This is a genomic window from Paramicrobacterium fandaimingii (assembly GCF_011751745.2).
Classification (GTDB): domain Bacteria; phylum Actinomycetota; class Actinomycetes; order Actinomycetales; family Microbacteriaceae; genus Paramicrobacterium; species Paramicrobacterium fandaimingii.
On record NZ_CP061170.1, the window covers coordinates 369,624 to 395,990 of the forward strand.

Consider the following 26,367-nt stretch of genomic DNA (forward strand, 5'->3'; position numbering starts at 1 on the left):
CAGACCTAATAAAGTCACCTAAGAAAGTACATACGGCTGTGGGAACTGCACGCCGCAGCCCGATCGAACACCACAAATCAGTGGTGTTACTTCGATGAAAGGTTCAATGATGTCCCTGAAATCACCGTGGCGCAGGAAGGTCGGCGTCATCGCCGCTTCTGTGGCCGTCACAGCTCTCGCGCTCACCGGATGCTCGTCGTCCGGAAGCTCCGCTGACAGCGGATCGAGCGGCGCAACACTTGTCGCCTATACCGGTCAGGCTGGCGATTACCAGATCAACTTCAATCCGTACTCACCGACGAACATCGGCGGCGTCGGCACGATTTTCGAGTCGCTGTTTTTCGTGACTCAGGTCAACTCCGACCCGTACAAGCCACTTCTTGGCACTGAGTACAGCTGGAACGACGACGGCACGCAGCTTGACGTCACACTGCGCGACGGCGTGACGTGGTCAGACGGCGAAGCGTTCAACGCGGACGACGTGGTCTTTACATTCGAGATGCTGACCGAGACACCGGCGATCAACGGGATCGGGTATGACGGAAAGGCGACGAAGGTCGATGAGTCTCACGTCACCTTCACCTTCGAGCACTCCGCCTTCGTCGATGGTCCGAACATCCTTGGTAAGGCGCCGATCGTTCCCGAGCACATCTGGAAAGACATCGATCCGACGACAAATGTGGTCAAAGAGCCCGTCGGGACGGGCGCCTACACGCTCGGAAAGTTTAAGCCGCAGGCGTTCCTCTTGACCGCGAACGAAGACTACTGGGACGGTGAGCCGGCGGTGAAGAACGTGCGATACCTCTCGCTCTCGGGCAACACGGCGGGTGCCGATGCGCTCGCGGCCGGATCGATCGACTGGCAGACCGGGCCGGTTCCTGACCTCGCCAATGTGTCGAAGACGTACCCGGGATACGACGCCATCACGATTCCTATGAATCAAATGGCGCTCCTTACGTGCGCAAACGCCGACCTCGGCTGCACCGGGCCGCAGACGGACCCGGCCGTACGCAAGGCAATCTACTACGCCATGGATCGGGAGCAGCTCAACTCGCTCGCTTTCCAGGAGACGGCAAGCGATGTGTCACCCACGTTCGCGCTTCCCGAGGCGCAGGGGGATTCGATATCGGCCGATATCGACGAGCCAATCGCGCCGAGTGCGCCAGACGCGGACAAGGTCGCGTCCATCCTGGAAAACGCCGGGTATGCCAAGAACTCCGACGGAATCTACGCGAAGGACGGCGTCGCTCTGAACCTCACGGTCGAGGTGGTTACCGGGTGGACCGACTACATCACAGCGATTAACACGATGACCCAGCAGCTGAAGCAGGTCGGGATCGGTCTTACTGCGTCGCAGACGTCGTGGAACGAGTGGACGGACAAGAAGAGCAAGGGCGATTTCGAGCTCGTCATCGACTCACTCGGACAGGGCCCGGCGAACGACCCGTACTACCTGTACAACAACTTCTTCTCAACAGCGAACACAGCAAAGGTCGGCGAAACAGCTCCTGTGAACATCAGCCGATACAGCGATGAAGACGTTGACGCGGCGCTCGCCGTGCTCAAGCAGACGAACCCCGACGACACCGAAGCTCGCCAAGCGCAGTTCGACATCATCCAAGGCAAGATCGTCGAGGCCATGCCGTATATCCCGATCATGACTGGCGGCACGACGAGCGAGTTCCATGCCGAAAAGTTCACGGGTTGGCCCACTCTCGACAACCTGTACGCTTTCCCCGCCGTCTGGCAGTCCCCGGACAACGCCGAGGTGTTCAAAGCGCTGAAGCCAACGGGGAAGTGAGCGTGGCCAAGGAGGAGCGTCGGCCGACGGGGAAGGCGGCCGTATGAATTACTACGTGCGCAAGTTCGGCTTCTATGCCGTGGCCTTGTGGGCGGCATTGACGCTGAATTTCATCATTCCCCGTCTGATGCCCGGAAACCCCGTTGACATTCTGCTTGCGAAGTTGCAGCAGCGCGGTGGAACCGTTGACGCCGCCACACGTCATGCATTTGAGCTCCTCCTTGGCGGGGACTCGTCGCAGCCGGTGATCGTTCAGTACGTCCAGTACCTGGTCAACGTGCTGCGGGGAGACCTCGGAACGTCCGTGAGCTATTTCCCCGCGCCGGTGACGGACGTCATCGGGCAATCACTTCCCTGGACGATCATGCTCGTGGGCATCTCCACGGTGATCGCCACGGTGATCGGTGTGAGCCTCGGTGCGCTCGCCGGTTGGAAGCCGGGAACGTGGCTCGACTCACTCGTCCCCGCGACAACGCTGCTCGCCGCCGTTCCCTACTTCTGGCTCGCGCTGATCTTCGTGTACTTCTTCGCGACGACATTGCACATTCTCCCCTCGCAAGGCGGATACGACGTTGTGCTCACGCCAGGCTTGAACGCGGAGTTCATCGGCTCGGCGCTGCGGTACGGATTTCTGCCAGCCCTCACGATCGTCATCGCATCCTTGGGAGGCTGGCTTCTCGGAATGCGCAACATGATGGTTTCCACACTGTCGGAGGACTACATCCTCACCGCGCAAGCTAAGGGCCTCCGAAGCGGCCGCATTCTGCGGACCTACGCCGCGCGCAATGCTGTGCTCCCTTCGGTCGCCGGGTTTGCGATATCGCTCGGGTTCGTCGTCTCCGGATCTATCGTCACCGAGCAGGTCTTCTCGTATCCAGGCATCGGGTCGAAACTGCTCAGCGCGGTTACAAACAATGACTACGCACTCATGCAGGGGATATTCCTCTACATCACACTCGCCGTCCTCGGCGCGAACCTGATCGTCGACCTGTTCTACGGGATCATCGATCCACGAACCCGAGCTCGGAGCTGATGACGATGACGAACCTCCTACGCCCCGCAGACCCAGACGTCACCGACTCCACGAGGCAGATGGCGATCGCCGCCAGTACGAAGAACCGCCGCCCGAGATCCGCCCTGCGCATGATGCTCCCAACCCTGACGCCATGGCTGGCTGTCGGGCTGGCGCTCATCGTCGGGATCACGCTTTTCGGCGTCCTCGGCCCGCTCTTCGTCATGGATCCGACCACCATCCGCAATATCGGGCTGAGAGGCCCATCGGCAGAGCACATTCTCGGCACGACGCAAACAGGTCAAGATGTGTTCGCTCAACTTGCGTACGCAACACGCGGCTCGCTTCAGATCGGACTGATCGTCGGAGTACTCGCGACAGTGCTCTCAGCGATCTTCGGGATTCTCGGAACCTACATCGGCGGATTCGCCGACGAGACATTCTCGCTCTTCTCGAATGTCTTCCTGGTGATTCCCGGTCTTCCGCTCGTGATTGTCATCTCGGGATTTGTGCCGCCGGCCTCTCGCGGGCTCTGGACGATCGCCGTCGTGCTCGCCATCACGAGCTGGGCGGGAGCCGCCCGTGTGCTCAGGGCGCAGACGCTGTCGATTCGCAGTCGCGACTACGTCGCAGCATCCCGAGTCGCGGGTGAACGAGCGTGGCGCGTGATCGGCGTCGAGATTCTGCCGAACCTGCTGCCCGTGCTCGCCTCGCAGTTCGTGTTCGCGGTGATTGCCGCGATTCTCGGTGAGGCCGGGTTGTCGTTTCTTGGACTCGGCGCCTCGAACTCTTCGACACTCGGCACAATGCTGTTCTACGCGCAGAACGGATTTGCCCTTCCGCTCGGCGCGTGGTGGTGGTTCGTGCCGCCAGGTCTCGTGATCGCGCTTTTCGGCATGGGACTGTCGCTCGTCAACTTCTCCATTGACGAGATCATCAACCCGAAGCTGAAGAACGTGCGACTCCACAAGAAGCGCGCCCGCACGGCGGCACGTGAAAATCGCAACGAAGAGGTTTCCCGATGAGCGATGCAGCTGTGAATATTCAGGTCGAGACCGATCGTCAGACGGTGCTCTCTGTGCGAGATATCTCCGTCGTGTACGAAGTCGATCAGCCGGTCGAAGCGGTCAAGCACGTGAGTTTCGACCTCGGGGCGGGAGAGGTGCTCGGCCTCGCCGGCGAATCGGGATGCGGCAAGACGACGTTGGCCTACGCCATCAATCGGCTGCACAAGCCGCCGGCGAGGATCTCGTCGGGGAACGTCGTTTTCAGCGACCGCCAGGGTGGGGATATTGATGTGCTTGGGCTGCGAGACGAGGACATGCGTGCTTTCCGGTGGTCGAAGCTGTCGATGGTGTTCCAAGGCGCGATGAACGCGCTCAATCCCGTCATCTCCATTCGGGCGCAGCTCGAGGATGTTCTGACCACTCATCGCCCTGGACTCACTCGCTCCGAGCGTCGCAGGCGCGCGGCCGACGCACTCGAGAGAGTTGGAGTCGACTCCGCGCGTCTGAACTCGTTTCCTCATGAATTCTCCGGCGGAATGCGTCAGCGCGTCATGATCGCCATGGCGATGATCCTCGAGCCGCAGGTGATGATCATGGACGAGCCGACGACTGCTCTCGACGTTGTCGTGCAGCGCGACATTCTCCGTGAGATCCTTCGGCTGCGCGACGAGCTGGGCTTCGCCGTCATCTTCATCACGCATGACCTCCCGCTTCTGCTCGAGGTAAGCGACAGGATTGCGGTCATGCTGCAGGGAGAGATCGTCGAGCTTGGGCGCGCTGATCGGCTCTATGCGGACGCGCAGCATCCCTATACCCGCAAACTGCTCGGTTCCTTCCCCAGCTTGAGCGGAGCGCGAGGGGCATTCATTAGAACGGGCGTGGACGAATCGGAAGAGGAGAACTGACCATGACAAGCATTCACGTCGAAAACCTCGTCAAGGACTTCAGCGTTCGCAAAGGGATCATGCGTTCGAAATTCCGTGCCGTCGACAACGTGTCGTTCGACCTCATCCCTGGGCGCACCGTTGCTCTCGTTGGTGAGTCCGGGTCGGGAAAATCGACGATCGCCCGCATCCTGTCTCACCTTGAGACGCCCTCCAGCGGCACCATCACTGCAACGCTGGACGATGGCGCGGCCGTGCCGAAACGTCAATTTCGGCGCCATGTGCAGATGGTCTTTCAAGATCCATTTGCTTCGCTCAACCCCTTCCACTCGATTGCTCATCACATCGCGCGTCCGCTTGAAATTCATCACATAACGAAGGGCTCGACCGCGACAGCATCCCGTGTTCTCGAGATGCTTGCGCGCGTGAACCTCGAGCCCCCAGAGGAGTTCGCGCAGCGTCGACCCCATGAGCTCTCGGGCGGCCAGCGTCAGCGTGTTGCCATCGCGCGAGCACTCGCACCTGGCGCAGGTGTCGTCATCGCAGACGAACCGGTGTCGATGCTTGACGTGTCGATCAGGCTTGGTGTGCTCAACCTTCTCGGGCAGCTGCAGCGCGAAGACAACTTGGCGGTGCTGTACATTACGCACGACCTGGCGACGGCACGACATTTCTCAGACGAGATCCTCGTGCTCTACAAGGGCCGGGTCGTGGAACGTGGGCCTTCTGATGACGTCATTCTCAACCCTCACCACGATTACACGCGATTGCTCGCCCTTGCCGCACCTGACCCGGAGAACCTCGGAAAGGTTGTGAGCTCTGAGGAGGCGCCCGATCGCTCGACCCTCGACAACTCGGTCTGCTACAACCACTTCACGGGCGAGTGGGAGAACGCGAACGACGCCGTGGCGGCTTGACCCGCAGAAAATTCATGATGAAGCGACACCGAAAGTAGAGAATCGCAGCGTGACACTCAGAACCCTCGATACCTCATCCAGCGCGACAGCGAAGAGCAATGGGCTCAGCGCCCGATGGGCAGTGCGGGCGACCGCCGGGCCCATTGACGACGCCGTCGCGGGTCGGCAGGTGCCGGCAACCGTTCCTGGTGCCGTGCAGCTCGACCTGCTGGCCGCCGGTCTTATTGGAGACCCGTATGACGGCGACAACGAGAAGGTGCAGGAATGGATCGGCTACTGCGACTGGCAGTACCGTGCGAGCTTCGACTGGCATGACACCGGCGACGCCCGGCACGATCTCGTCGCCGACGGTCTCGACACTGCCGCGACGATCACGCTCAATGGCACGGAGGTTGCGCGCACGCAGAACCAGCACCGCAGCTATCGCTGTGACGTCGCAGCGCTGCTCGTCGACGGGGAGAACGAACTCGTCATCGATTTTCGCTCGCCCATCGAGTTCGCGCGCGAGCAGGAGAAGCTACTGGGCGCGAGGCCGACAGTGATGCACCATCCTTTCAACGCCGTGCGCACCATGGCGTGCACCTTCGGCTGGGACTGGGGAATCGACGTGTCAACGTGCGGCATCTGGAAGAGCATCGGCATCGAGTCGTGGTCTGGGGTGCGCATCGCCGAGGTGCGGCCTCTCGTGCACGTCGACGACATTGACGGTTCGCGGGGGCGCGGCACGCTCGATGCCCATGTCGACATCGAATGGGCGGATGCCGCGATCGCGACGAACGTCGAGGTGGCAGTCGCTGGCCAGACGGCATCCGTGCCCTGTGAACCAGGGCAAACGCGCGCCCTCGTGTCCGTTGACGTTGGAGCTGTTGACCTGTGGTTCCCGCGTACGCACGGTGCACAGCCTCGATACGATGTCACGGTGACGGTCGGCGAGGACGCGTGGCGAGCGCCCGTCGGGTTTCGTCGCGTCGAGATCGACACGGCACCGGATGCTCAGGGCAGCCCGTTCACCATCAGCGTCAATGAGCAGCCGGTCTACGTTCGTGGGGCAAATTGGATTCCCGCCGACACGTTCGTCGCTCGCGTCACCCCTGAGATGTACCAGGCCGGCGTACGCGATGCGGTTGATGCCGGCATGAATCTGCTGCGCGTGTGGGGCGGTGGCATCTACGAGCAGGATGCGTTCTACGAGGCGTGCTCGACCGCGGGCATTCTTGTCTGGCAAGACTTTCTCTTTGCCTGCGCTGCGTACTCAGAAGAGGAACCTCTGCGAGGTGAGATCGAAGCAGAGGCGCGCCAGAACGTCGCCCGCATTTCGCGGCATGCCAGCATCGCCCTCTGGAACGGCTGCAACGAGAACATCTGGGGCTGGCTCGAGTGGGGCTGGCGTACTGAGCTCGGTGATCGCTCGTGGGGTGAGGGGTACTACACCGACGTGCTGCCGTCGATCGTTGGCGACCTCGACCCGACGACTCCGTACTCACCGGGAAGCCCCTTCTCGTTCACGCACTGGGCGCACCCCAACGATGAGCGCTTCGGCACCATGCACATCTGGACAGTCTGGAACGAGCTCGACTATGCGGAGTATCGCAGTTACCGACCGCGCTTCGCGTCGGAATTCGGCTTTCAAGGGCCGCCAGCCTGGTCGACGCTCACGGGCGCCGTGCACGACGTGCCTCTCGACCCGAATGGTGCGCAGATGCTGGTGCACCAGAAGGCAGGCGAAGGAAATGCCAAGCTCGAACGTGGCCTCGGCGCACATTTGCCGAGGTGGCGTGACATCGACGAGTGGCACTGGGCGACGCAACTGAACCAGGCACATGCGATCCGATTCGGAATCGAGCACTTCCGGTCGCTGTATCCTCTGAACACCGGCGCGATCGTGTGGCAGCTGAACGATACGTGGCCCGTCATCTCATGGGCAGCCGTCGATCATGCGGGCATCCGCAAGCCGGTGTGGCACGCGCTCGCCGCCGTCTACGCGGACCGGATGTTGACCGTGCAGCCGCGAGAGTCTCGGCCGACGCTCATCGCTCACAACGACAGTGCGCAACACTGGACGACGACTGTTCAGGTCGCCCGTCGTCGCGTCGATGGAACGACGCTCGCGAGCCGGAGCATCGCGCTCGATGTCGAACCCCGATCTGTCGCGCAGCTTCGCCTCGGTGACATCGCCGAGGCAGTGGATGCGGTTGATGAATACCTCGCCGTCGAGTCTGCGTCAGGCGAGTCGACGTTCTGGTACTTCGTTCCAGACCGCGACCTCGCGCTGTCTCGAAGCGCACTCACAATCGCGAGCGAACGCCACGGTGATGAGGTGCACGTCAGAGTCACAGCATCCTCGCTTGTCAAAGACATTGTGCTGCAGGCCGATCGGCTCGCGCCCGACGCCCGCGTCGACAGCGGCCTTGTCACCCTGCAGGCGGGGCAGAGTCACACGTTTGTCGTGAGCGGAGCTGGCGGCGCCAGCACGGGCGAGCTCTGCGGATTCCCGGTGATATGTTCGGTGAACGACCTGGTCGCCAGGTGACACGGTCGCAGATCGGAGGCACCGTGACGTCTGTCGGGCTGTGCTTGCATGTTCCGCGGCGCAGAGTGCCCATGGAGCCGTTCTGGATGGACGTGATTCGCGGCATCGAGGACGGCCTTGCCGCCCATGAGCTCACGCTGCTCGTGCAGGTGGTGCAGGGCATCGAAGACGAAGTCGCAACGCTCGAACGCTGGGCGCGCGACGGAAACGTCGCGGGCGTTGTCGTTGCCGATCTGGTTCCCGACGATCCGCGGCTCGACCTCGTGCGCCAGCTGAAGATTCCCGCGGTTGTGATGGGCCGCGCCGAAGACTCGGCAGGCCTGGCGACGGTTGCCGCGCATGATGCCGAGACCATGAACAGAGCAATCGATTTTCTGGCGGATGCTGGTCACGACGTGATCGGGAGGGTGACGGGCCCGCAGCGTTACGTGCACACGCAGCTACGCTCCGAGTCATTTGTCGCCGCGGGCGAACGGAGAGGAGTGCACACGTCGAGTGTCGAGTCAGATTTCACGTCTGGCAGCGGCGCACGAGCGACGGGCGAGCTGCTTGAGAGGGAGGGAACGCCGACGGCGATTCTCTACGACAACGACGTGATGGCTCTCGCAGGGCTCGACGTGCTGGCGGCACGAGGTTTGAGTATTCCGGGGGACGTCGCGGTGATGGCGTGGGACGACTCGGTTCACTGTCAGTTGGCACACCCGCCGGTTACCGCGTTCAATCACGATCTGCAGAGCATGGGACTCACGGTTGCGAACGCTCTGCTTCGAGTGCTTGACGGCGACCGCGATGTGCATGAGCAGCTCGCGCCCCCGCGACTCATCGAGCGGGAATCGACGCGGGTGTCGGAATCGAATGCGGAATAGCAGTATCCCCGCCGATCGAACGTCGCTACGCGTGCTCGCGGTAGAGGTCGGTAAGCAGAGCGACAGCGGCATAGGTGGCCGGGTGCGGGTCGCGCATGCGCCACATGAGGTTCACCGCAACCGGATCCGTTCCGCGCAAGGGTCGGTAGACGATGCCATCGCGTCGATATTGGGTTGCCGTTGCCTGCGTGGTGACTCCGACGCAGCGGCCGGTGACGATGGCGGCGAGCCAATCGTCGACGTCATGAATGTATTCCGTCTGGGGAAAATCATCTTCCGGCCAGAGGCCGAGCGTCGTCGTGCCCGTGCGGGGGTCGATGACGAGCGTGCGACTCGTGATCTCATCTAAGCGGATGCTGCGGCGCGCCGCCCAGGGATCATCGGACGCGAGTGCAACATACCGAGTCTCATAGCCGACGAGGGCATGTGCAAAGCGACTCGTGTCGACCGGTGTGCGCAGAACCGCGAGGTCGCACAGTCCTTCGGCGAGCCCGGCCGTTGGCGTATTGTGGCGGATCACGTGCAGCTCGATATCAGGATGCCGATCGTGCCAGCGGCGTTGGAACTCTGCTGTGTGGCGGCCAAGTGCCGACCAGGTGTGCCCGATCTGCAGCCGAGTCTGACCCGTGGCCGCCAGGTGCACGATCTCGTCGGCCTCGGCAAGCATGTGGCGGGCGTGCGCGAGAATCTGCATGCCTGCGGCCGTAGCGGATACCGCGCGACTTGTTCGATGCAGTACCTTCACCCCGAGTAGTCGTTCGAGTGCGATCAGCGTGCGCGAGACCGTGGCTTGCGACAGGCGCAACTCAATAGCGGCATCCGTAAAGCTTCCGGTGTCGACGATGGCGACAAGGCAGCGCAGATGTCGCAGCTCGAGTGGGGATGCATCATCCATACGTTCAGTGTATAGAAGTCGCTTCGCATGCATTTTGTGTATCCGAGCCGTCGGCCCATTGTCGAAGCATGGCACTCGAGCGCGACAACCGTGCGGGGCGAACCGATGCTCCGGCACCAGCGGCGACCTCGCGCTGGGCCGGCATCGCGCTGATGCTGGGCAGCGCGCTTTCAAACCAGTCAGGGGCGTCGCTCGCCGCGCTCGCATTTCCTGTCATGGGGCCGGTCGGCGTCGTTGCTGTGCGCCAGTGGGTGGCCGCAGTCGTGTTGCTCGTTGTCGGGCGACCACGGCTGCGCGCGTTCACTGCAACGCAATGGCGTCCCATTCTCGCCCTCGCCGTCGTGTTCGCCACCATGAACCTATCGCTGTACCTTGCGATCGACCGCATCGGCCTCGGTCTCGCCGTGACTCTCGAATTTCTCGGCCCGCTTGCCATAGCAGTGGCGTCCTCTCGGCGTCGGCGCGACGTGCTGTGTGCACTTGTGGCTGCAGCGGCGGTTGGCGTGCTCACCCGACCGCAGCCCAGCACTGACTACGTCGGAATCGGCTTTGCCCTGCTTGCTGCAGTGTGCTGGGCGGGTTACATTCTGCTCAATCGCAGTGTTGGGGCGCGCGTGCCTGGGCTTCAGGGCTCCGCTGCTGCGGCTGCACTCTCAGGTCTGATCTATCTTCCTGTGGGGTGTGTCGCCCTCTGGCTCAACCCGCCGACGCTCGGAGCGATGCTGTGCGCACTGGCAGCTGGCGTTCTGTCGTCTGCGGTTCCGTTTCTCACCGATCTTCTCGCGCTGCGGCGTGTTCCCGCACGCTTCTTCGGCATCTTCATGAGCGTCAATCCCGTGTTCGCCTCGGTGATCGGAATGCTGGTTCTCGACCAGCAGCTCGATGTGGCGTCGTGGCTGGCAGTGGTCGCCATCGTCGCGGCAAACACGATTTCGGCATCGGCTCCCGCACAACTTGCTGCCCCCGAGAATGCAGAACCGAAATCTGCGACCAACTAGACCAACTGACAGTTCCTTGGTGGAATTGATATATGTCATCGCGTGGGCGGGCAAGCCTGTCGTGCGGCTCGTGAAGTGGGAACCACCGCGTTCTCGTCGCGCAAGCGAAAGTCGACGACCTCATTCTCGTGACGGTGGACCAGCGACATGACGAGTACGACGTGACTGTGGTGTGAGGGGTAGCATATGCGCAGAGCGAGCGACGAGACCTGGGGGCAACGGTGGGTTCGCCGGTGGGTGCACGCGCAATTTCGCGGTGGCGAGCGACCGGTTCCGACGCCGGAAGTGCCAGGGGCGAACGTCAACACTCTCAACGACTACCTCGCGTCTGGTCCGTTTGCGCGGTGGGCCGAACGATGGTTCTGGCTCGTCATGTTCATTGTGGCGGTCGTCGCTGCCGGGCTCTGCATCGGTCTGGCACTCTCGAATCTGGCAGCATACTGGGGGGCCGCAGTTTTCGGCCTCGCCCTGTTGTACTTCGCCCTCAGAATTCTGGCGGGGGTTCGGTGCCTCTTTCGCAATCGAAAGCGCCCGCGGCGTAAGTCGCGCCACTGACGACGTCAGACCTTCATTCTGAAGTCGTAGACGGCGGGAAGCGGTTCGTCTGGAAAAACTCTCACCCAGAGATCAGACACCCTCTCGTCGCCTTCCCGGAGATTCGCGATCTCGATGCCCTCGCGCAGCATCCGACCCGCTTCGTCATCGCGACCGAGCCTGTGCAGGGCGGTAGTGCGCAAGAATCGCACACGCCCAACCACCGCGACGTCGTCTGACGCCGCATCGAGAACGCGCAGGGCCGCGGCCGGGTCGCCACCGTCGAGAAGCACCATCGCTCCCTCGATCGCGAGCGCTCGTTGCGCGTCGGGCAGCGCGTGCCCCACAGCGGCGAGATAGTCGCCAGCAGCCTGTGACACGCGGCCGGTTTCAGCGCGAAGCCGCGCTCGCCCACGAAGCGCCGGCATGTTTGGAGCGAGGGCGAAGGATGCCGCGTAGTACGCGCCGGCCTGCTCGAGGTCGCCGCGCGCGTGCGCCATCGTGCCGAGATGCACGGCCGTGAGCCACGTGCGCGGGGCCTGCGTGAGCAGACGCTCCCACGGTTCGCCGCGCACATACGAGCCCACAATTTCGCGGCGATCTGTCAGAGGGAGGTCGCCGGTGTCGAGGAGCTCCAACCACTGCTGCACCTCATCGGTCGGATCGTCAAAAGGGGTACCGGGCGACGCTATGCCGCACTCGGCCGCGCGGTCACGTCGCCGCTGTTCGAGGTAACCCCAGCCGTTTCCCCGCACGATGGGTTCACGCGGCACCTCGTCAGCCGAGGCGCGGAAGCGCTCGAGGCGCGCCATCACGTCTGCGTCGGGCCACAGCGTCTCGACGCGCGCGGCAGCAGACGCGGCATCCGGAATCTCATCGTCTGCCGTTTGCTGCAGTGCGATGTTGCCGTACGCCTCGACCCAATCCCAGCTTTCGCCCGCTGGGAGGAGCAGATGCTCAAACTGGGTGCGCGCCAGCCCCGACTGCAGCTCGGCGTAGTGGCGGCCATCGGGCGTGAGCCACTTCTGCCAGCGATGCCCGCCGATGCCGTCGCCCCAGCAGAACAGCTTGCGCCCGCGCAGGCGATCGGTGGAGAGCAGAGCGAGGCCATCACCGTTCTCATCGACCGCGGCCAGCCACGTCCGTGCTCCCGCAATCGGATCGAAAAAATAATCGGCCGCGTAGGGTGCGCATGCAGGCGCAAGAATCTCTGGCGTCACGTCGACGGTGGAGATCGCCCCGTCGTACCCGGTTGCGATCGCCGTGCTGCTCGGCGTGATCACGCGCGTGTGCTCGGTCTGCGGAATCGCCGCGTTCGTCCACCAGTACATGGGCGCGTCCCGACCAGACGTGTTGCGAATGCGCACGTAGGCGAACAGCGCAGAGGAATCGGAGGGAAGGGAGAGATCGACCTGAAAGACGGTTTCGCGCAGCCTGTCGAACTCCCACATGCGCAACAGCGGGCCGTCGGCAGCATCCACGATCGCCGTGTGCAGAGCGCTCGCGGTTGTCGGCGCGTGCCCGCGGGTGCCCAGGTTCCATTCGATTCCTCCCGCGAACCAGGCGTCGCGCAGGGCAAGATTGGCGTACTGCACAGCTGAGTTCTCGTGCAGCAGATCGACGTCTCGATCGAGGTCGCGAAGCGACCAGATGCGACCACCAAGCTGGGGGAGGACAACGGCGCGCAGATGGGAGTTCTCAAGCACGACAGCGGTGAACTGCGTCGGTTCGAGCGCACGGTCGTATGCATCCTGCATCGTGTACGGAAAGAGATTGCGCACTCCACCGAATCCCATTCCGGCGGCGATCTCCTCTGGCAGCGCCCCAGAGACAGCGTAGGGCGGCTCCGAGACGTCGGCAACGGCGGCGAGCGGATTCGCCGCACCGAGGTCGGCGGCGTGGAGGGTGATCGTCTCGACACGAATGTCGGTCATGGCGGCATCCTCTCTGATGCATCGGCGTACTCACGATGGTAGCCGCAGACAGCGCTCGTAAGATGGACGCATGAGCGAGACGACACTTCCTGCCATTGCCATTCTCGGCGCCGGGTCGATGGGCGGCGCGATCCTCTCGGGTCTCGTGCAGCCCAACGTGCACGTCGACGGAGGCATTCGGGTCACCAACCGAACGCCAAAGAAGGCCGACGCCCTCGCTGAGCTCGACGGGGTGACGTCGTACGCGCTTGAGACGACTCCGGATGCCCAGGCGCGCGCTCTCGCGGGCGCCAAGGTGGTGCTTGTCGGCGTGAAGCCGCACATGGTTCCCGATCTGCTGCGCGACATCGCCGGCGACCTCGAGCCGGGGAGCATCGTTGTCAGCGTCGCCGCTGGAGTGACCGTAGAGACATTCGAAAGCCTGCTGCCCGAGAGTGTTTCGGTAATCCGCGCCATGCCCAACACCCCATCGCACGTGGGCAAGGGCGTGACGGGCCTCGCACCGGGTACGCGCTCGAGCGACGACGATCTCGCCCTCGCTCGAGCGGTGTTTGAGACCGTTGGAGAGGTCGTCGAGGTGCCCGAGAGTCAGATCGATGCGCTGTCCACCATCTCTGGTTCGGGCCCGGCCTACGTCTTCTATCTCATCGAGGAGCTCACGCGTGCGGCTGTCGACAAGGGCTTCACTCCCGAGCAGGCTGCGACGCTCGTGAACGGCACGTTTGCGGGCGCGACCGAGCTGCTGATGCAGTCAGACAAAACGCCAGAACAGTTGCGCATCGAGGTGACGAGCCCGAAAGGCACAACCGAACAGGCGGTGAACGTGCTGCAGCAGGCGGGGTTCGCAGACACATTCACGAAGGCGACGGATGCCGCGCTGGCGCGTTCGCGCGAGCTTGCCGCGGGCTCGTGACACGATTCGGCGGCCGCGCAATTGTGCGCGGCCGCCGATCTTCCGTGCCTATGTGATCAGACCCGTCATCTCGTCGTGGAGGGCCTGCGCCGCATCAGCGGGTGACTGCTCCTCGAAGAGCACGATTCCGGCGTAGCGTTGAATCGTCGCCTGAACGGTGCTCGTACCTGTCGGCGGAATCGGCGGTGTCGACTTCACGTCTTCTTCGATGGACTCGAGAAACTCAAGCCCTGCCTTGTCGGCGTCGGAGAGGTCGTCCCTGATGGCGTCGAGAACCGTCGGGTTCACGGGCATCCCACGTTCCGCGAGTCCGATCTTTGCGGCGTCGACATCGTTCACGAGAAAGTCGATGAACGCCGCTGTCTGAGCGGGGTTCTTCGTCTTCGACGATGCAGACCAGAACATCGACGGCTTGAAGAACATGCCGGCCGCACCGGCGTTGCCGTCAAAGCTGGGGAGCTTCAGCAGCCTGACGTCGTTGCCGGTGGCCTCGGTGTACGCCTTGAGCTGGTTCGTCCACGACCAGCCCATTGCCGCCTTCTTCGTCGCGAAGAGTGACTGCTCGACAGACGAACTGACGTCTTGCGTAAACGCATCGGGGTTGGGACCGGAACCCGATGACGACAGTTTGAGGAGGTACTCGAACCACGAGGCGATCGACTCCTTCGAGACGCCGATCTTCCCGTCCTGTGAATACAGCTCTTCGCCCTTCTGGCGTGCCCAGACCATGAGGTCGGCGTCTTGCGCAACGAGGGAGGTTCCGATCACGTCACCACCCGACGCATCCGTCACCGACTTCGCCACGTCGAAGAAGTCATCCCACGTCCACGACTCGTCGTCGGGCAGATCGACGCCGAGCTCGGCGAAGACGTCGGCATTCGCGAACACCGAGTATGCATTCTGGCCGGCATTGATTCCGTAGAGCTTGCCGTCGTAGGTTCCCGATTCGAGGGCGCTCTTCGGAAAATCACTGAGGTCGAGTGCCTTGTGCTTCGTCAGGTCGAGAAGGGCACCACGGCCGCCGTATTCGGCGATGTACTTCTGATCCATCTGCACGATGTCGGGCATCGTGCCGCCGGCGACCTGTGTGGACAGCTTCGTCCAGTAGGTCGACCACTCACCGGGCCGAGGCTTGATTGTGATGGTGTCGTGCTGCTTCTGGTACAGATCGATGAGGTTCGCCGTGTTCTCGTTGCGAACAGCGTTTCCCCACCAGCCGAGTACGAGCGTCGCCTCTTTGTACGCGTCATCTGCGCTGCTCGTCTGCGACGACGCGGCCTGTGGTCCGCAGCCTGTGAGAAAGAATGACGCGCCGATGCCGCCGATTGCCAGCGCGGCGAACTGCCGTCGAGTGAAATCTGCCATGTCGTGTGGCCTCCTTGCCACGGGCGTCGTCGCCCGGTAGAGCGTTGGGGAGCTGAGAAAGCGATTTCTCAGGGTGTGATTCATCATTATGGGCAACAAGCGGCGCCCTGTCAACGGTTTTTTCACGCAACCCCGCGGAGGCGGGAACCGCGGGCAAGGCAGGCTGCCGCTCGCGAAGGTTGACGTGGTGAAGGACTGGGATTACTCTCGTGGACTAGTCGGAGAAAGCGCTTTCTCGTTTCGACGGCATCCTGTACTCAATGACGACTTCAAGGACTTCGCATGAACATGACGGTGAATCTGCCATGAGCGTGATGACCGAGCTGCAGAATGTTCGGAGCTCACCGAAGAGCTCGGGGAGCAAACGGGACCGCGTCGCCTACGTGTTTCTGATCCCGTGGCTCATCGGGCTCGTCGGAATCACGCTTGGCCCGATGCTCGCCTCCCTGATTCTCGCGTTCACCGACTACAACCTGCTGCAGGCTCCGCAGTTCATCGGCCTCGACAACTTCATCGAGATGGCGTCCGACAAACGACTGGCGAATTCGCTGCAGGTCACCTTCACGTACGTCTTCGTGTCTGTGCCGCTGCAGCTGATCATCGCCCTGCTCGTGGCGGTGCTTCTCGATCGCGGGTTGCGAGGCCTGTCGATCTACCGATCGATCTTCTACCTGCCGTCGCTTCTCGGCTCGTCTGTTGCCGTCGCGATTCTGTGGCGCCAGATGTTCGGTGCAGACGGCCTCGTCAACCAGCTGCTCGCCTTTGTCGGCATCCATGATGCCCCGGGCTGGGTGACGGATCCGAGCACCGCTCTCGGCACGATCATTCTTCTGAACGTCTGGACGTTCGGTGCCCCCATGATCATCTTCGTCGCCGGTCTCAGGCAGATTCCCGAGATGTACTACGAAGCGGCAGAAATCGACGGCGCAGGGCGCTGGACCCGCTTTCGACGAATCACGCTCCCCCTGCTCAGCCCCATTGTGTTCTTCAACCTCGTGCTGCAGCTGATCGGCGCGTTCCAGTCATTCACACAGGCGTTCGTCGTCTCGGGTGGCAATGGTGGCCCTGCCGACTCCACGATGTTCTATTCGCTGTACTTGTACCAGCAGGGCTTCAACCAGTTCAACATGGGCTATGCCGCTGCGCTCGCGTGGTTGCTGTTCGTGATCATCGGCGCGTTCACCGCCATCAACTTCATCGCTTCGAAGTATTGGGTGTTCTATGACAACTAGATTTCAGACCGAGACGGCGCGCATGGTCACCGTCGGTGGAACGCGAACGCCGTTGCTACCGACGCGCGGCTCCGGAGGGCCGCACGGCAAGCGCGCCGCGGTTCGCAGCATCCGATCGCTGCTTCGGCATGTCGCTCTCATCGCCTGTGCAGTCGTCATGCTGTACCCGCTGCTCTGGATGCTCGTGAGCTCGCTGCGCCCCAATGACGAGATCTTCACCTCGCCGGGACTCGTGCCCTTCGACCTCGACTTTTCGAACTACTTCGTCGGCTGGACGGCCCTCTCGTCTCCGTTCGGCAAGTACCTCATCAACTCGATGATCATCGTGATCGGCGCGATCATCGGCAACCTGGTGTCGTGCTCGCTCGCCGCCTACGCATTCGCGCGTCTGAATTTTCGCGGGCGCAAGATCTTCTTTGCGATCATGCTGCTCACGATCATGCTGCCGTTTCAGGTTGTGCTTGTTCCGCAGTACATTCTGTTCTCGAACTTGGGCTGGCTCAACACGTTCTGGCCGCTCATTCTGCCCAAGGTGCTCGGCACCGACTCGTTCTTCATCTTTCTGATGGTGCAGTTCATCCGCGGCATACCGAAGGAACTCGACGAGGCAGCGCGAATTGACGGATGCGGCCATTTCCGCACGTTCTTCCAAGTGATTCTGCCCCTGATGGTGCCGGCGCTCGCAACGACAGCCGTCTTCACGTTCATCTGGACGTGGAACGAGTTCTTCGGAGCGATCGTCTATCTGACGGCGCCTGACGTCTTCACCGTGCCGGTTGCCCTTGGTCAGTTCACCGATTCGCAGGCGGGAAGCGACTGGGGTGCCATGTTTGCCATGTCGATCGTGTCGCTCGTTCCGGTGTTCTTCGCGTTCCTCTTCGGCCAGAAATACCTCGTGAAGGGCATCGCGACGACCGGGCTGAAATAGGGCGATTCGAGCGCACGCTGCTCAACTGGCCGGACCCGTCGTGCCGCGCGGCACGACAAGCGGCCCGAACGAGAGGTTGTATGCGGGCTGTCTGTCGTTCAGCAGATCCCACATGCGCGCCCAGGCCTGCGTGCCGAGTTCCGGCGAGGGAACGGCGGCCGTTGTGAGCGGTGGCGTCGTGTACTGGGCAAACTCGATGTCGTCGAAGCCCGTGATCGAGAGGTCACCGGGAACGCCCACTCCCCGCTCGGAGAGCGCACTCAAAAGCCCCATGGCGACAAGGTCGTTGAAGGCAAGCACTCCCGTTGCCGTCGAGCTGATCACGGCGTCGACAGATGCATAACCCTCGGCGAAGGTGACGTAGCCAGAGAGTACGTCGATCGTCGTGTCGGGGTGGTTCGCGCAGAACTCGTCGATCGCCGCGAGACGGTCCCGGTTTGACGCCGACCCCTCGGCGCCGCCGAGGAACAGCATCTTCTGGTGACCAAGACCATTCAAGTGAGTGAGCAGCTGCGAAAAGCCAGATCGGTAGTCAGCCGCGACAACGGGGACGCTCGCGGCCGTCGGAGTGCGGTTGATGACGACAGCGGGGGCGATCTGGGGGAGGAGTGCATTGAGCTCGTCATCGCTCATGCGCGGAGCGCACAGAACGATGCCGTCGCTGCGTCGGCGCGCCTCGATTGCGAGCTCGGCTTCTTTCGTCGGGTCTTCGAACGAGTCGGCAACGAGAACGTGGTAGTTCGCGCCTGTCGCCCCGGAGCTCAGGCCGCGGAGAGCCCCTTGGAATGTTGGATTTCCCAGGTCGGGGACGATAACGGAGACGGTCTGTGTCTTGCCGAGCACGAGGCTTCGTGCGAGCGGACTCGCTGTATAGCCAAGGGCGATGGCGGCTTCGCGGACGCGCTCGGTGAGTTCGGGATCGACCTTTGTGCTGCCGTTCATGACGCGCGAAACAGTTGACAGCGAGACCCCAGCCTTCGCAGCGACATCAGAGATCGTGAGCCGTTCCGGTGATCGACGAGCCACAGCATCCCCCTTCTTGCTTCTGCGTCGCGGCATCAGCACTGTTCTGGCAAAACACTATCGTGTATTGTACGAGAAAGCGTTTTCTCACGGAGGTGTGAGAAACCCGATGCGGCGGAGATCACAGACAGACGCGGTCAGCCGTCCGGAAGGGAACCCCTATGACTCAGCGAACGCGCTATGCCATCGTCGGAGCCGGCTCACGTGCCGAGATGTACGTTGACGCACTCACCGGCGATCACGCGGACGTGGTGGAACTCGTTGCGATTCTCGACACGAACCCCGGCCGCTCGGAACACTATCGGGCACGCGCCGCGGAGCGCACGGGGGCAAACTCCTCGCCCATCGTGGCCGACCCTGCCGACCTCGAGCAGGTCATCGCGCAGTCGCGCATCGACCGCGTGATCGTGACCTCACCAGACATGACACACGCCGGGTACATCGAGCGCGCCGTCAGGGCTGGAGCTGACGTTGTTGTTGAGAAGCCGCTCACCATCGATGAAGCCGGTTCCGCGGCGATCGCGAAGGCCGTGCGCGAGACGGGGCGTTCGGTCGTGACCACGTTCAACTACCGGTACTCGCCCCGCAACTCGACCCTCAAAGACGTGATCGCCTCGGGGCAGATCGGTCGGCCGACGTCTGTGCATTTCGAATGGCTGCTCGACACGGGCCACGGCGCCGACTACTTTCGGCGCTGGCACCGCGACAAGGCGAACTCCGGCGGTCTGCTTGTGCACAAGGCGTCGCATCACTTCGACCTCGTCAACTGGTGGCTCGGCGATGTTCCGCGTCGGGTGTACGCCTCGGGCGGCCTGCGCTTCTACGGTGCGGCGAACGCCAGGGAGCGCAGTGTCGGAACCCGCCCGGAACGAGGCACCGGAGCCCCTCCAGGCGATCCCTTCTCGCTCGATCTCTCTGACGATCCGCGTCTCGCCGCCCTCTACCTCGACAATGAGCACTACGACGGCTATCGACGTGACCGCGACGTGTTCGATGAGGGCATCAGCATCGAAGACAATCTCTCCCTCGTCGTCGACTACGCGCACGGTGCGAGCATGAGCTACTCCCTCAACGCGCACAGCCCCTGGGAGGGCTACCGGATCGCGGTGAACGGAACGGAAGGCCGCGCAGAGCTCGACGTCGTCGAACGCGGAACTGTCGTTGTATCGCCGACGGGAAAGGGAGTCATCGACCCGAGCGCGGTCTCTGACCAGGATGCCGCGAGCTCGACGCGGCCCAACGGCGAACGCCTTCTTGTGCAGCGCCATTGGGAGTCGGCGCAGAACGTAACTATCGAGAATGGTGCTGGCTCGCACGGGGGAGGCGACGAGAGGATGCTGAGCGAGATTCTGCGCGGAGTGGGCGACGATCCATTGAAACGCGCGGCCACCTGGCGCGACGGCGTCGCGGCGATCGCCGTCGGCGTTGCCGGAAATCGGTCACTTGAATCGGGGGAGCCCGTGTCTGTGGCCGACCTGAACCTTGGCATCGCCGTCGCTGACGAACGGGAGGCTGCTCGATGAGCGGAATTGCTGTCACGGGAAGCTCGGGCAGGCTGGGAAGAAGCGTCGTCACCGTGCTGCGCGAGTCGGGTTATGACGTGACATGCATTGACCGTACGGTTCCAGACGGCGAGACAAACGGTCGAGCCGTTGATCTCACAGACGGGCGCGATGCAGCAGCGGTGATGGCGGAGGTGAAACCCGAGGCGGTTATTCACCTTGCGGCGATCGCGGTGCCGTTCAGCGCCCCGGAAGACCAGATTCTGCGCACGAACGTCGCTTTGGCGCACAACGTGTTCGGCTCGGCGATCGAAGCGGGCGCGCGCACTGTCGTCACGGCCAGCAGCCCGACGGTCTTCGGCTACGGCTCACCGAACGGATGGATGCCCGAGGCGCTGCCGCTCACCGAGGCAATGCAGCCACGGCCGTGGAACGCCTACTCGCTCTCGAAGCTGGTCGCCGAGAACGTCGCATCCATGTTCGCGGCAAAGCACGGTGATGCTCTGCGCTTCGCCTCGTTCCGCCCCTGCTATGTCATCGCGCCCGAGGAATGGCGTGGCGCCCCGACACAGCAAGGGAACACGGTTCGTCAGCGACTCGACGACCCGCAGCTCGCGGCATCCGCGCTCTTCAACTACACGGACGCTCGAGACATCGGAGACTTTCTGCGCACCCTCGTGGAGCATGCCCACAGCATTCCGAACGCCGAGACCTTCATCGTCGGCGCCGCCGACCCCCTGTGCCGCGAGCCGCTTGCCGATGTGCTTCCGCGGTTCTTTCCCGAGCTCGCCGAGCTGGCCAGGCCGCTCACCGGCTCGCGCCCGGCGTTCTCGAGTGAGAAGGCGGAGCGGCTGCTCGGCTGGCGTGCTTCCCGCAGCTGGCGCTCCGAGCTGGCAGACGAGAGCGAAGCCATGTACACCGAGAATGCAGGAGGAACACGGTGAAGTTCGACGGAGTGCTCTTTTTTCCCGTTACCGCGTACACGGATGCCGGAGAGGTTGATGCGCAGCTCACCGCAGAGCACATCGCCTCACGCCTCACGTTCTCGCCCGGTGCTGTCTTCGCGGCATGCGGCACAGGCGAGTTTCACGCACTCAGCGCGACCGAGGTGGCGACTGTCGTCCGCTCGGCTGTCAGTGCCGTGAACAAAGCGGCGCCCGTGATCGCGGGAACCGGAGGCGCGCTCGGGCACGCGATCGAATGCGCGCGAGGAGCAGCGGATGCCGGAGCAGACGCCCTGCTCGTGTTGCCCCCGTATCTCGTCGGTCACCCCATTGCCGGCACGCTCGCGTACGTCGACGCTGTCATCGCGGCATCCGATCTGCCCGTGATCGTCTACCACCGCGGCAGTGCGACGCTGACGCGTGACGCCGTGCGGCGGCTCGTCGACAACGAGCGCGTCATCGGTCTGAAGGACGGAGTCGGCGATATTGGGCTCGCGCACGAGATCGCCCGCATCGTGCAGAACAGCGGCCGAGACGACCTGTCGCTGTTCAACGGGTTGCTCACGGCGGAGCTGACGCAGGAGGCGTACCGGGCGATCGGCGTTCCGCTGTACTCCTCGGCCGCGTTCGCCATGATTCCGCAGGTCGCTGACGCGTTCTACCAGGCATACGTCGCGCACGACGACGCGCGGTGCGCGCAGCTCATCGACGAGTTCTACACGCCGCTGGTGCGGCTGCGCGACGCGGTTCCCGGCTATGCCGTTTCGCTCGTGAAGGCCGGAGTGAGGCTGGGCGGGCTTCCCGTCGGGCCCGTGCGGGCGCCGCTTGTCGACCCAACGCCCGAGCACACGAATGAGCTTCGACGCATTCTCGACAGCGGTCGAAATCTCGTGGCAGCATGACGGATGCCGTGATCGCCGACCTGCGAGTGCGGCGACACCGTGCACCGCTCACCCGCCCGTGGGGCGAGAGCGTGCGCAGTATCGACGTCGTCGAGGTGAGCGTCGAGACGCGTGACGGGCGCACCGGAACGGGATTCTCGTGGACGCCGAGCATCGGTTCGGCCGCCGTCGCCGCACTTCTCGAGAACGACATTCGGGAGTGGGTGATCGGCCGTCCCGCCGACGCGCGCACGCTGTGGCCCCTTCTGTGGGCGCACCTGCACGAAGCCGGCTCGGGCGGAATCACCACAATCGCGATGGCCGGGCTCGACCTCGCCCTGTGGGATCTCGACTCTCGCGAGCATGGCGCGTCGCTCTCTGAGTATCTCGGCGCGGAACGGTCGCGGGTCACCGTGTATGGCAGCGGCGTGAATCTGCATTACTCCCTTGACGAGCTGCGCGCGCAGGCCGGGCGCTGGGTCGCCTCCGGGTACGCAGCCGTCAAGATGAAGGTGGGGCGTCCGGGCAGGGGAGAGGATGCCGCGCGTGTCGCCGCCGTGCGAGAGATCGTCGGCGACGATGTGGCGCTCATGCTCGACGCGAACCAGCGGTGGACGCTCGATCAGGCCGTCGACGCGATGGCCGAACTCGAGCAGTTCAATCCTGCCTGGATCGAAGAGCCTCTGCGCGCAGACGATCTTGCCTCCCACGCGCGTCTTCGCAGCAGCATCCGAACCCCCATCGCCCTTGGCGAGAACCTGCACACCATCTACCGCTTCCGCGAGGCGATCGAGGCGGGAGCGTGCGACATCGTTCAGCCCAACGTCGTGCGCGTTGGCGGCATCACGCCGTTTCTCGATATCGCCGCGCTCGCCGATGAGCACGGCGTCACGCTGCGGCCACACCTGCTCCCCGAGCTCTCGGGGCAGCTCGCACTCGCTCTGCCGACGGCGACTGAGGTCGAGCGTGTCGAAGGCGCAGGCTTGGCTGAGCTCGGTCTGCTCACGGATGACGGTCCTGTGGCATTCGATCGCGCGTCGCTGACGAGTGCGGGGTTGCCCGGTCTCGGCGTTCACTTCTCTGAGCGCTTCGTGCTTGCGGACTGATCGGCGAACCGAGCGCGCTGCCTACCGCTCGAGCGTGATGGGGCGCAATCGTCCAGCCACTTCGGTGGTCGGCCACGCGGGATCGAGTGTGAGTGGCTCGATCACGGGGGAATCGGCAGCACCGGTGAGCAGGATGGTGTCTTCGACCTTGGCGCCTCCCGCCCAGGGGTTCCATGCGAACGCTTGCCCCAGCTGCACGACGTCGGCGGTGGCCGGCGTGGCCCGCGGGTCACGACCGGCATAGCCTGCAGCGCCACCCTGATGATGAGCGCGCCATTGCTGTGCGTCGAATCCGCATGCAGGGTATGCATCGGCGATCGCGGCGAGAACGGCGCTCAACGGGCGACCGGGGACCAATGCGTCGAAAGTGTGCGCCTCAACGTCGAGAATCCGAGATTGGACATCGCGTTCCTCCGCTGTCAGCGGGCCGAAGCTGACACTGCGCGTGGCGTTGGCGATCAGTCCATGCCTGCGTGCGCATACGACGACCATGGCGCATCTGTCGAGGTGCGCGTCAGTGGGCAAGGGATGGGGATGCGCTCGCTCGGTGCCCGCCACGAGCACGACGAGTGGATCGCTGCCCGTTTCGATGAGCCCCGAGGCGACGTGAGCAGCAAGCTCGCGTTCTGTCCACGTCGGTTCGCACTCCGTGAGCGCGTGGGTAAGCACGCCAGCAGCATCCGCTCCGAGTTGAGAGAAGCGTTCGACCTCGTGAGGCTCGAGAACGGCGCGCAGGGCACGCAGTTCAGCATCTACCGTGCTCTCGGCGAGGTCAGTACGGTAGACCAGAGGCTCGAACCAGGTGCGATCGACCACGTTTACGTCAGTGGGCAGTTCCTCGAGAACAAGGCGTTCGTGCTCGTTCGAGGTGATGAGCACAGTGTCGTGCTCACGATCGACGGCCACAGCGACGATCGGGTCGGCGGCGAGGCTCACGTGCGTGCGCGCGCCGTCGAGGTACCAGTTGACTGCGGCCGCGCTGGTGAGCAGCACAGACTCGGCGCGATGACTTTCGAGGAGCTCGCGAACGGCGTTCTGCTTCCGCGTGCGGTCTGGTGGTGCCTCACTCATTCAGAAGCCTCCTGGATCAGCATGTCGATATCGGTGCGACTGAGCGCCCCGTCGGCGACGATGGCGCTGTAGCTGCGGTGCAGGCCGACATGCGCAGGAACCGTCGTCGGCGAATCCCAGGCGACGGCGGACCCGAAGCCCGGATAGCCGGCGAGTCTCACGAACCAAGGGTCACGGTTTTCATCGAGGGCGATGAGCACGAGGGTCGCCTCACCCGTGCCGCCTGGCTGAGCGAGAAACTCGGCTGACCAGGCGATCCAGGCAGAGCGTGTGCCGTTCACAGCATCCTCGCCGTCACGGTCATGTGTGAAGACTGTGGCGTTGCGGCAGTCGGGCAGCCGCCAGAACAGTCCGCCGTAACCTGCACCGGAGCGCCCCTTGCTTCCAGGGCTGCCGAGCACGACGTCAGCATCGGCGGGAGGAGTCAGCGTGATGTCGACGTCGAGAAACCACGCCTGATCGCCGATCTCGCGCCAGGCGGCGGTGCGATCCTCGCGGAGCACGACGCTTTCGTCGGGGCCGACCCACGTGAGCTGCTGCTCAAACCCGTTCTCCACCTGTGTGAGGGCGGCATTGACGATGCGACCGTGGTCGTCAAGATGCACGTATCCTTCACCCGGTATATACGTGCGTCCGCCCCAGAAATTGACGCCGTTGGCATCTTGCACAGCGAAACTGAGTCCCACGTGCCAGTCGTGGTCTGCCGGGTGCTGTGCGCTGACGATGACTCCTGCACGTGTGCGAATCGGGTGCAGATACGGGCGCGGTGACGAGAACGGAATGGTGGCGCCACCGTCGCGGTATGCGGCGACTGTCCTGTCGCCGATGCAGAGCGTGGAGAGGATGCTGTCGCGACGCGCGTGCGCCCACGGCACACCGAGCTCGGCGAACGTGGCGCCCTCGCTCGCTGCCTGGCGGACAGCATCCTCGATCCCCTCGATGACGGGATACGCGGCGTCCGCTTCGCCGTGCCAGGTGACGAACTCCGGTGAGACCTTCGTGGGCTCCGGAGCCGTGCGGATCGCTTCGAGCACGCGAATGAAGGCACCTGTGTGCTCGAGCGGCGCACACAGCTCCGCGTCGTGGGCGCGATGCGCGAGCAGGTTGTCGAACAGATCGGTTCGCGCGAACTTGACGGTACGGTCGCCGATCGTGAGCACGTCTGTCGTGTACGAGAGGGACGCGGTGGCGAGCTCGCCTTCGATCACGACAGCGGCTCCGCGATCCGCGCTGCTCTGCGGCGGTGCGCACAGCGTGAGCGCGCACGTCACGGGGGAACCTGTGCGGCCCGTGATGCGAACCACGGACGTGTCGTCGCCCGCAATGGCGTTGACCCGATAGAGATCCACCTCGATCGACGCGACGTCGTCTGCGGTGCGCAGCCCGGCGACGTGGAGCGCCGTCGCTACAGCGTGAGCGAGCGGATTCGTTGCGACGCCGTCGACAACGGGCAGACCGCCGAGCACGCGCTTGCCTGCCCATGGGGACCGCTGCCAGTACGACAGGGGCCGCGACCAGAGGCCCGTTGCGGATACCCGCGAGATCGTGCCGATTCCGACGCTCGGGTCCGCGAGAGCGGGGAGCGCGTGCGACCCAAGGCTCTGAAACCCCACTTGAACCGCTCGTCCGGTTTCGCGCTGCACAGCAATCAGCCGCTCGAAATCGGCAAACGTTGCGGTGGGAGGCTTCTCGAGAAGCACGTCCGCACCGCTGCGCAGAGCCGTCTCGCACAGGTCTGCGTGTGTGCCGATCGGGGTGGCGATGACGACGATATCGGCGGACTGCAGGGCGAGCGCCTGCTCGAGATCGGTGGTCACCGGCGTGCCGTCGAGCACATCGGATTCGGCGGCGAGGGCAGGGTCGGCGATGGCGCTGAGGTGGATGCTGCCTGCTGACGCGCGTTTGCGAAGGCGAACGAGATGGTGGGCGCCGAACCCTCGGCCTCCGACGAGCACAACTGTGGGGATGTCTGAATCGCGCCTCATCGACGCCTCCTCGCGTGTCGTGACTCTGTCGTCACTCCA

General features: G+C 63.7%; 22 protein-coding genes. 16 read left to right on the top strand and 6 right to left on the bottom strand.

What is annotated here, in order from left to right; translation table 11 throughout:
* The first annotated feature begins 106 nt into the window (after positions 1 to 106).
* The 7 genes from HCR84_RS01855 to HCR84_RS01885 are packed head-to-tail and all read left to right on the top strand — an operon-like array spanning position 107 to position 9,017.
* Complete coding sequence (locus tag HCR84_RS01855) at positions 107 to 1,801, top strand: ABC transporter substrate-binding protein (RefSeq protein WP_208322163.1); 1,695 nt, start codon at positions 107 to 109, stop codon at positions 1,799 to 1,801.
* Positions 1,802 to 1,844: 43 nt separating this feature from the next.
* Positions 1,845 to 2,834, top strand: coding sequence for an ABC transporter permease (locus HCR84_RS01860; RefSeq protein ID WP_166982633.1), 990 nt, complete (start codon positions 1,845 to 1,847; stop codon positions 2,832 to 2,834).
* 5 nt (positions 2,835 to 2,839) lie between these two features.
* Positions 2,840 to 3,838 carry an ABC transporter permease gene (locus HCR84_RS01865; protein WP_166983243.1) on the top strand — a complete coding sequence of 333 codons (999 nt, stop codon included), beginning with the start codon at positions 2,840 to 2,842 and terminating at the stop codon, positions 3,836 to 3,838.
* Positions 3,835 to 4,725 carry an ABC transporter ATP-binding protein gene (locus HCR84_RS01870; protein WP_166982631.1) on the top strand — a complete coding sequence of 297 codons (891 nt, stop codon included), beginning with the start codon at positions 3,835 to 3,837 and terminating at the stop codon, positions 4,723 to 4,725. The genes HCR84_RS01865 and HCR84_RS01870 overlap by 4 nt, the downstream gene beginning before the upstream one ends.
* Before the next feature lie 2 nt (positions 4,726 to 4,727).
* Positions 4,728 to 5,621: an ABC transporter ATP-binding protein gene (locus HCR84_RS01875; RefSeq protein WP_166982629.1), complete on the top strand. Its 894-nt coding sequence runs from the start codon at positions 4,728 to 4,730 to the stop codon at positions 5,619 to 5,621.
* Between the two features lie 49 nt (positions 5,622 to 5,670).
* On the top strand, positions 5,671 to 8,151 hold the full coding sequence (locus tag HCR84_RS01880; protein ID WP_166982627.1) for a glycoside hydrolase family 2 protein: 2,481 nt from the start codon (positions 5,671 to 5,673) through the stop codon (positions 8,149 to 8,151).
* A complete protein-coding gene (locus HCR84_RS01885) occupies positions 8,148 to 9,017 on the top strand; it encodes a LacI family DNA-binding transcriptional regulator (protein WP_166982625.1) in 870 nt (289 codons plus the stop codon). The genes HCR84_RS01880 and HCR84_RS01885 overlap by 4 nt, the downstream gene beginning before the upstream one ends.
* A 25-nt stretch (positions 9,018 to 9,042) precedes the next feature.
* Here HCR84_RS01885 and HCR84_RS01890 read toward each other — a convergent pair whose 3' ends face one another.
* The gene (locus HCR84_RS01890; RefSeq protein ID WP_166982623.1) at positions 9,043 to 9,912 is read right to left on the bottom strand and encodes a LysR family transcriptional regulator; all 870 of its coding nucleotides are present in this window, start codon (positions 9,910 to 9,912) and stop codon (positions 9,043 to 9,045) included.
* 68 nt (positions 9,913 to 9,980) lie between these two features.
* On the opposite strand from HCR84_RS01890, the gene HCR84_RS01895 reads away from it, so the two are divergent.
* Positions 9,981 to 10,910: an EamA family transporter gene (locus HCR84_RS01895; protein WP_235940900.1), complete on the top strand. Its 930-nt coding sequence runs from the start codon at positions 9,981 to 9,983 to the stop codon at positions 10,908 to 10,910.
* Positions 10,911 to 11,096: 186 nt separating this feature from the next.
* Positions 11,097 to 11,465, top strand: a complete 369-nt coding sequence (locus HCR84_RS01900) for an amiloride-sensitive sodium channel family protein (protein ID WP_166982621.1) — start codon at positions 11,097 to 11,099, stop codon at positions 11,463 to 11,465.
* Between the two features lie 5 nt (positions 11,466 to 11,470).
* On the opposite strand, the gene HCR84_RS01905 is transcribed toward HCR84_RS01900, so the two are convergent.
* Positions 11,471 to 13,378 carry a DUF5107 domain-containing protein gene (locus HCR84_RS01905; protein ID WP_166982619.1) on the bottom strand — a complete coding sequence of 636 codons (1,908 nt, stop codon included), beginning with the start codon at positions 13,376 to 13,378 and terminating at the stop codon, positions 11,471 to 11,473.
* 70 nt (positions 13,379 to 13,448) lie between these two features.
* Here HCR84_RS01905 and proC point away from each other — a divergent pair, with 70 nt between their 5' ends.
* Positions 13,449 to 14,291, top strand: coding sequence for a pyrroline-5-carboxylate reductase (gene proC, locus HCR84_RS01910; protein WP_166982617.1), 843 nt, complete (start codon positions 13,449 to 13,451; stop codon positions 14,289 to 14,291).
* 48 nt (positions 14,292 to 14,339) lie between these two features.
* Here proC and HCR84_RS01915 read toward each other — a convergent pair whose 3' ends face one another.
* Positions 14,340 to 15,656 (bottom strand): ABC transporter substrate-binding protein, encoded by a 1,317-nt coding sequence (locus HCR84_RS01915; RefSeq protein ID WP_166982615.1) that lies wholly within the window; start codon positions 15,654 to 15,656, stop codon positions 14,340 to 14,342.
* 305 nt (positions 15,657 to 15,961) lie between these two features.
* On the opposite strand from HCR84_RS01915, the gene HCR84_RS01920 reads away from it, so the two are divergent.
* Positions 15,962 to 16,888, top strand: a complete 927-nt coding sequence (locus HCR84_RS01920; protein WP_166982613.1) for a carbohydrate ABC transporter permease — start codon at positions 15,962 to 15,964, stop codon at positions 16,886 to 16,888.
* Positions 16,878 to 17,816 (top strand): carbohydrate ABC transporter permease, encoded by a 939-nt coding sequence (locus HCR84_RS01925; protein WP_434063548.1) that lies wholly within the window; start codon positions 16,878 to 16,880, stop codon positions 17,814 to 17,816. Before HCR84_RS01920 ends, HCR84_RS01925 begins: the two co-directional genes overlap by 11 nt.
* Positions 17,817 to 17,837: 21 nt before the next feature.
* Here the strand turns inward: HCR84_RS01925 and HCR84_RS01930 are convergent, their stop codons facing one another.
* Positions 17,838 to 18,842, bottom strand: a complete 1,005-nt coding sequence (locus HCR84_RS01930) for a LacI family DNA-binding transcriptional regulator (protein ID WP_244972549.1) — start codon at positions 18,840 to 18,842, stop codon at positions 17,838 to 17,840.
* A 158-nt stretch (positions 18,843 to 19,000) separates the two neighbouring features.
* Between HCR84_RS01930 and HCR84_RS01935 the strand changes: the two genes are divergently transcribed.
* The 4 genes from HCR84_RS01935 to HCR84_RS01950 are packed head-to-tail and all read left to right on the top strand — an operon-like array spanning position 19,001 to position 23,272.
* On the top strand, positions 19,001 to 20,362 hold the full coding sequence (locus HCR84_RS01935; RefSeq protein WP_166982609.1) for a Gfo/Idh/MocA family protein: 1,362 nt from the start codon (positions 19,001 to 19,003) through the stop codon (positions 20,360 to 20,362).
* Positions 20,359 to 21,285: an NAD-dependent epimerase/dehydratase family protein gene (locus tag HCR84_RS01940; protein WP_166982606.1), complete on the top strand. Its 927-nt coding sequence runs from the start codon at positions 20,359 to 20,361 to the stop codon at positions 21,283 to 21,285. The genes HCR84_RS01935 and HCR84_RS01940 overlap by 4 nt, the downstream gene beginning before the upstream one ends.
* Positions 21,282 to 22,187: a 5-dehydro-4-deoxyglucarate dehydratase gene (locus tag HCR84_RS01945; protein ID WP_166982605.1), complete on the top strand. Its 906-nt coding sequence runs from the start codon at positions 21,282 to 21,284 to the stop codon at positions 22,185 to 22,187. Before HCR84_RS01940 ends, HCR84_RS01945 begins: the two co-directional genes overlap by 4 nt.
* Positions 22,184 to 23,272 carry a mandelate racemase/muconate lactonizing enzyme family protein gene (locus tag HCR84_RS01950; protein ID WP_166982603.1) on the top strand — a complete coding sequence of 363 codons (1,089 nt, stop codon included), beginning with the start codon at positions 22,184 to 22,186 and terminating at the stop codon, positions 23,270 to 23,272. The genes HCR84_RS01945 and HCR84_RS01950 overlap by 4 nt, the downstream gene beginning before the upstream one ends.
* Positions 23,273 to 23,293: 21 nt before the next feature.
* Here the strand turns inward: HCR84_RS01950 and HCR84_RS01955 are convergent, their stop codons facing one another.
* Together HCR84_RS01955 and HCR84_RS01960 are read right to left on the bottom strand one after the other, a co-directional pair.
* Positions 23,294 to 24,343, bottom strand: a complete 1,050-nt coding sequence (locus HCR84_RS01955; protein WP_235940901.1) for a M24 family metallopeptidase — start codon at positions 24,341 to 24,343, stop codon at positions 23,294 to 23,296.
* Positions 24,340 to 26,328, bottom strand: a complete 1,989-nt coding sequence (locus HCR84_RS01960) for a DUF6807 family protein (protein WP_166982601.1) — start codon at positions 26,326 to 26,328, stop codon at positions 24,340 to 24,342. The genes HCR84_RS01955 and HCR84_RS01960 overlap by 4 nt, the downstream gene beginning before the upstream one ends.
* Positions 26,329 to 26,367 lie beyond the last annotated feature (39 nt).

Excerpts from the sequence above, each read along its gene's own strand:
- HCR84_RS01855 (WP_208322163.1), top strand. The coding sequence starts at position 107 with ATGATGTCCCTGAAATCACCGTGGCGCAGGAAGGTCGGCGTCATCGCC.
- HCR84_RS01860 (WP_166982633.1), top strand. The coding sequence starts at position 1,845 with ATGAATTACTACGTGCGCAAGTTCGGCTTCTATGCCGTGGCCTTGTGG.
- HCR84_RS01865 (WP_166983243.1), top strand. The coding sequence starts at position 2,840 with ATGACGAACCTCCTACGCCCCGCAGACCCAGACGTCACCGACTCCACG.
- HCR84_RS01870 (WP_166982631.1), top strand. The coding sequence starts at position 3,835 with ATGAGCGATGCAGCTGTGAATATTCAGGTCGAGACCGATCGTCAGACG.
- HCR84_RS01875 (WP_166982629.1), top strand. The coding sequence starts at position 4,728 with ATGACAAGCATTCACGTCGAAAACCTCGTCAAGGACTTCAGCGTTCGC.
- HCR84_RS01890 (WP_166982623.1), bottom strand. The coding sequence starts at position 9,912 with ATGGATGATGCATCCCCACTCGAGCTGCGACATCTGCGCTGCCTTGTC.
- HCR84_RS01895 (WP_235940900.1), top strand. The coding sequence starts at position 9,981 with ATGGCACTCGAGCGCGACAACCGTGCGGGGCGAACCGATGCTCCGGCA.
- HCR84_RS01900 (WP_166982621.1), top strand. The coding sequence starts at position 11,097 with ATGCGCAGAGCGAGCGACGAGACCTGGGGGCAACGGTGGGTTCGCCGG.
- HCR84_RS01905 (WP_166982619.1), bottom strand. The coding sequence starts at position 13,378 with ATGACCGACATTCGTGTCGAGACGATCACCCTCCACGCCGCCGACCTC.
- proC (WP_166982617.1), top strand. The coding sequence starts at position 13,449 with ATGAGCGAGACGACACTTCCTGCCATTGCCATTCTCGGCGCCGGGTCG.
- HCR84_RS01915 (WP_166982615.1), bottom strand. The coding sequence starts at position 15,656 with ATGGCAGATTTCACTCGACGGCAGTTCGCCGCGCTGGCAATCGGCGGC.
- HCR84_RS01920 (WP_166982613.1), top strand. The coding sequence starts at position 15,962 with ATGAGCGTGATGACCGAGCTGCAGAATGTTCGGAGCTCACCGAAGAGC.
- HCR84_RS01925 (WP_434063548.1), top strand. The coding sequence starts at position 16,878 with ATGACAACTAGATTTCAGACCGAGACGGCGCGCATGGTCACCGTCGGT.
- HCR84_RS01935 (WP_166982609.1), top strand. The coding sequence starts at position 19,001 with ATGACTCAGCGAACGCGCTATGCCATCGTCGGAGCCGGCTCACGTGCC.
- HCR84_RS01940 (WP_166982606.1), top strand. The coding sequence starts at position 20,359 with ATGAGCGGAATTGCTGTCACGGGAAGCTCGGGCAGGCTGGGAAGAAGC.
- HCR84_RS01950 (WP_166982603.1), top strand. The coding sequence starts at position 22,184 with ATGACGGATGCCGTGATCGCCGACCTGCGAGTGCGGCGACACCGTGCA.
- HCR84_RS01955 (WP_235940901.1), bottom strand. The coding sequence starts at position 24,343 with ATGAGTGAGGCACCACCAGACCGCACGCGGAAGCAGAACGCCGTTCGC.
- HCR84_RS01960 (WP_166982601.1), bottom strand. The coding sequence starts at position 26,328 with ATGAGGCGCGATTCAGACATCCCCACAGTTGTGCTCGTCGGAGGCCGA.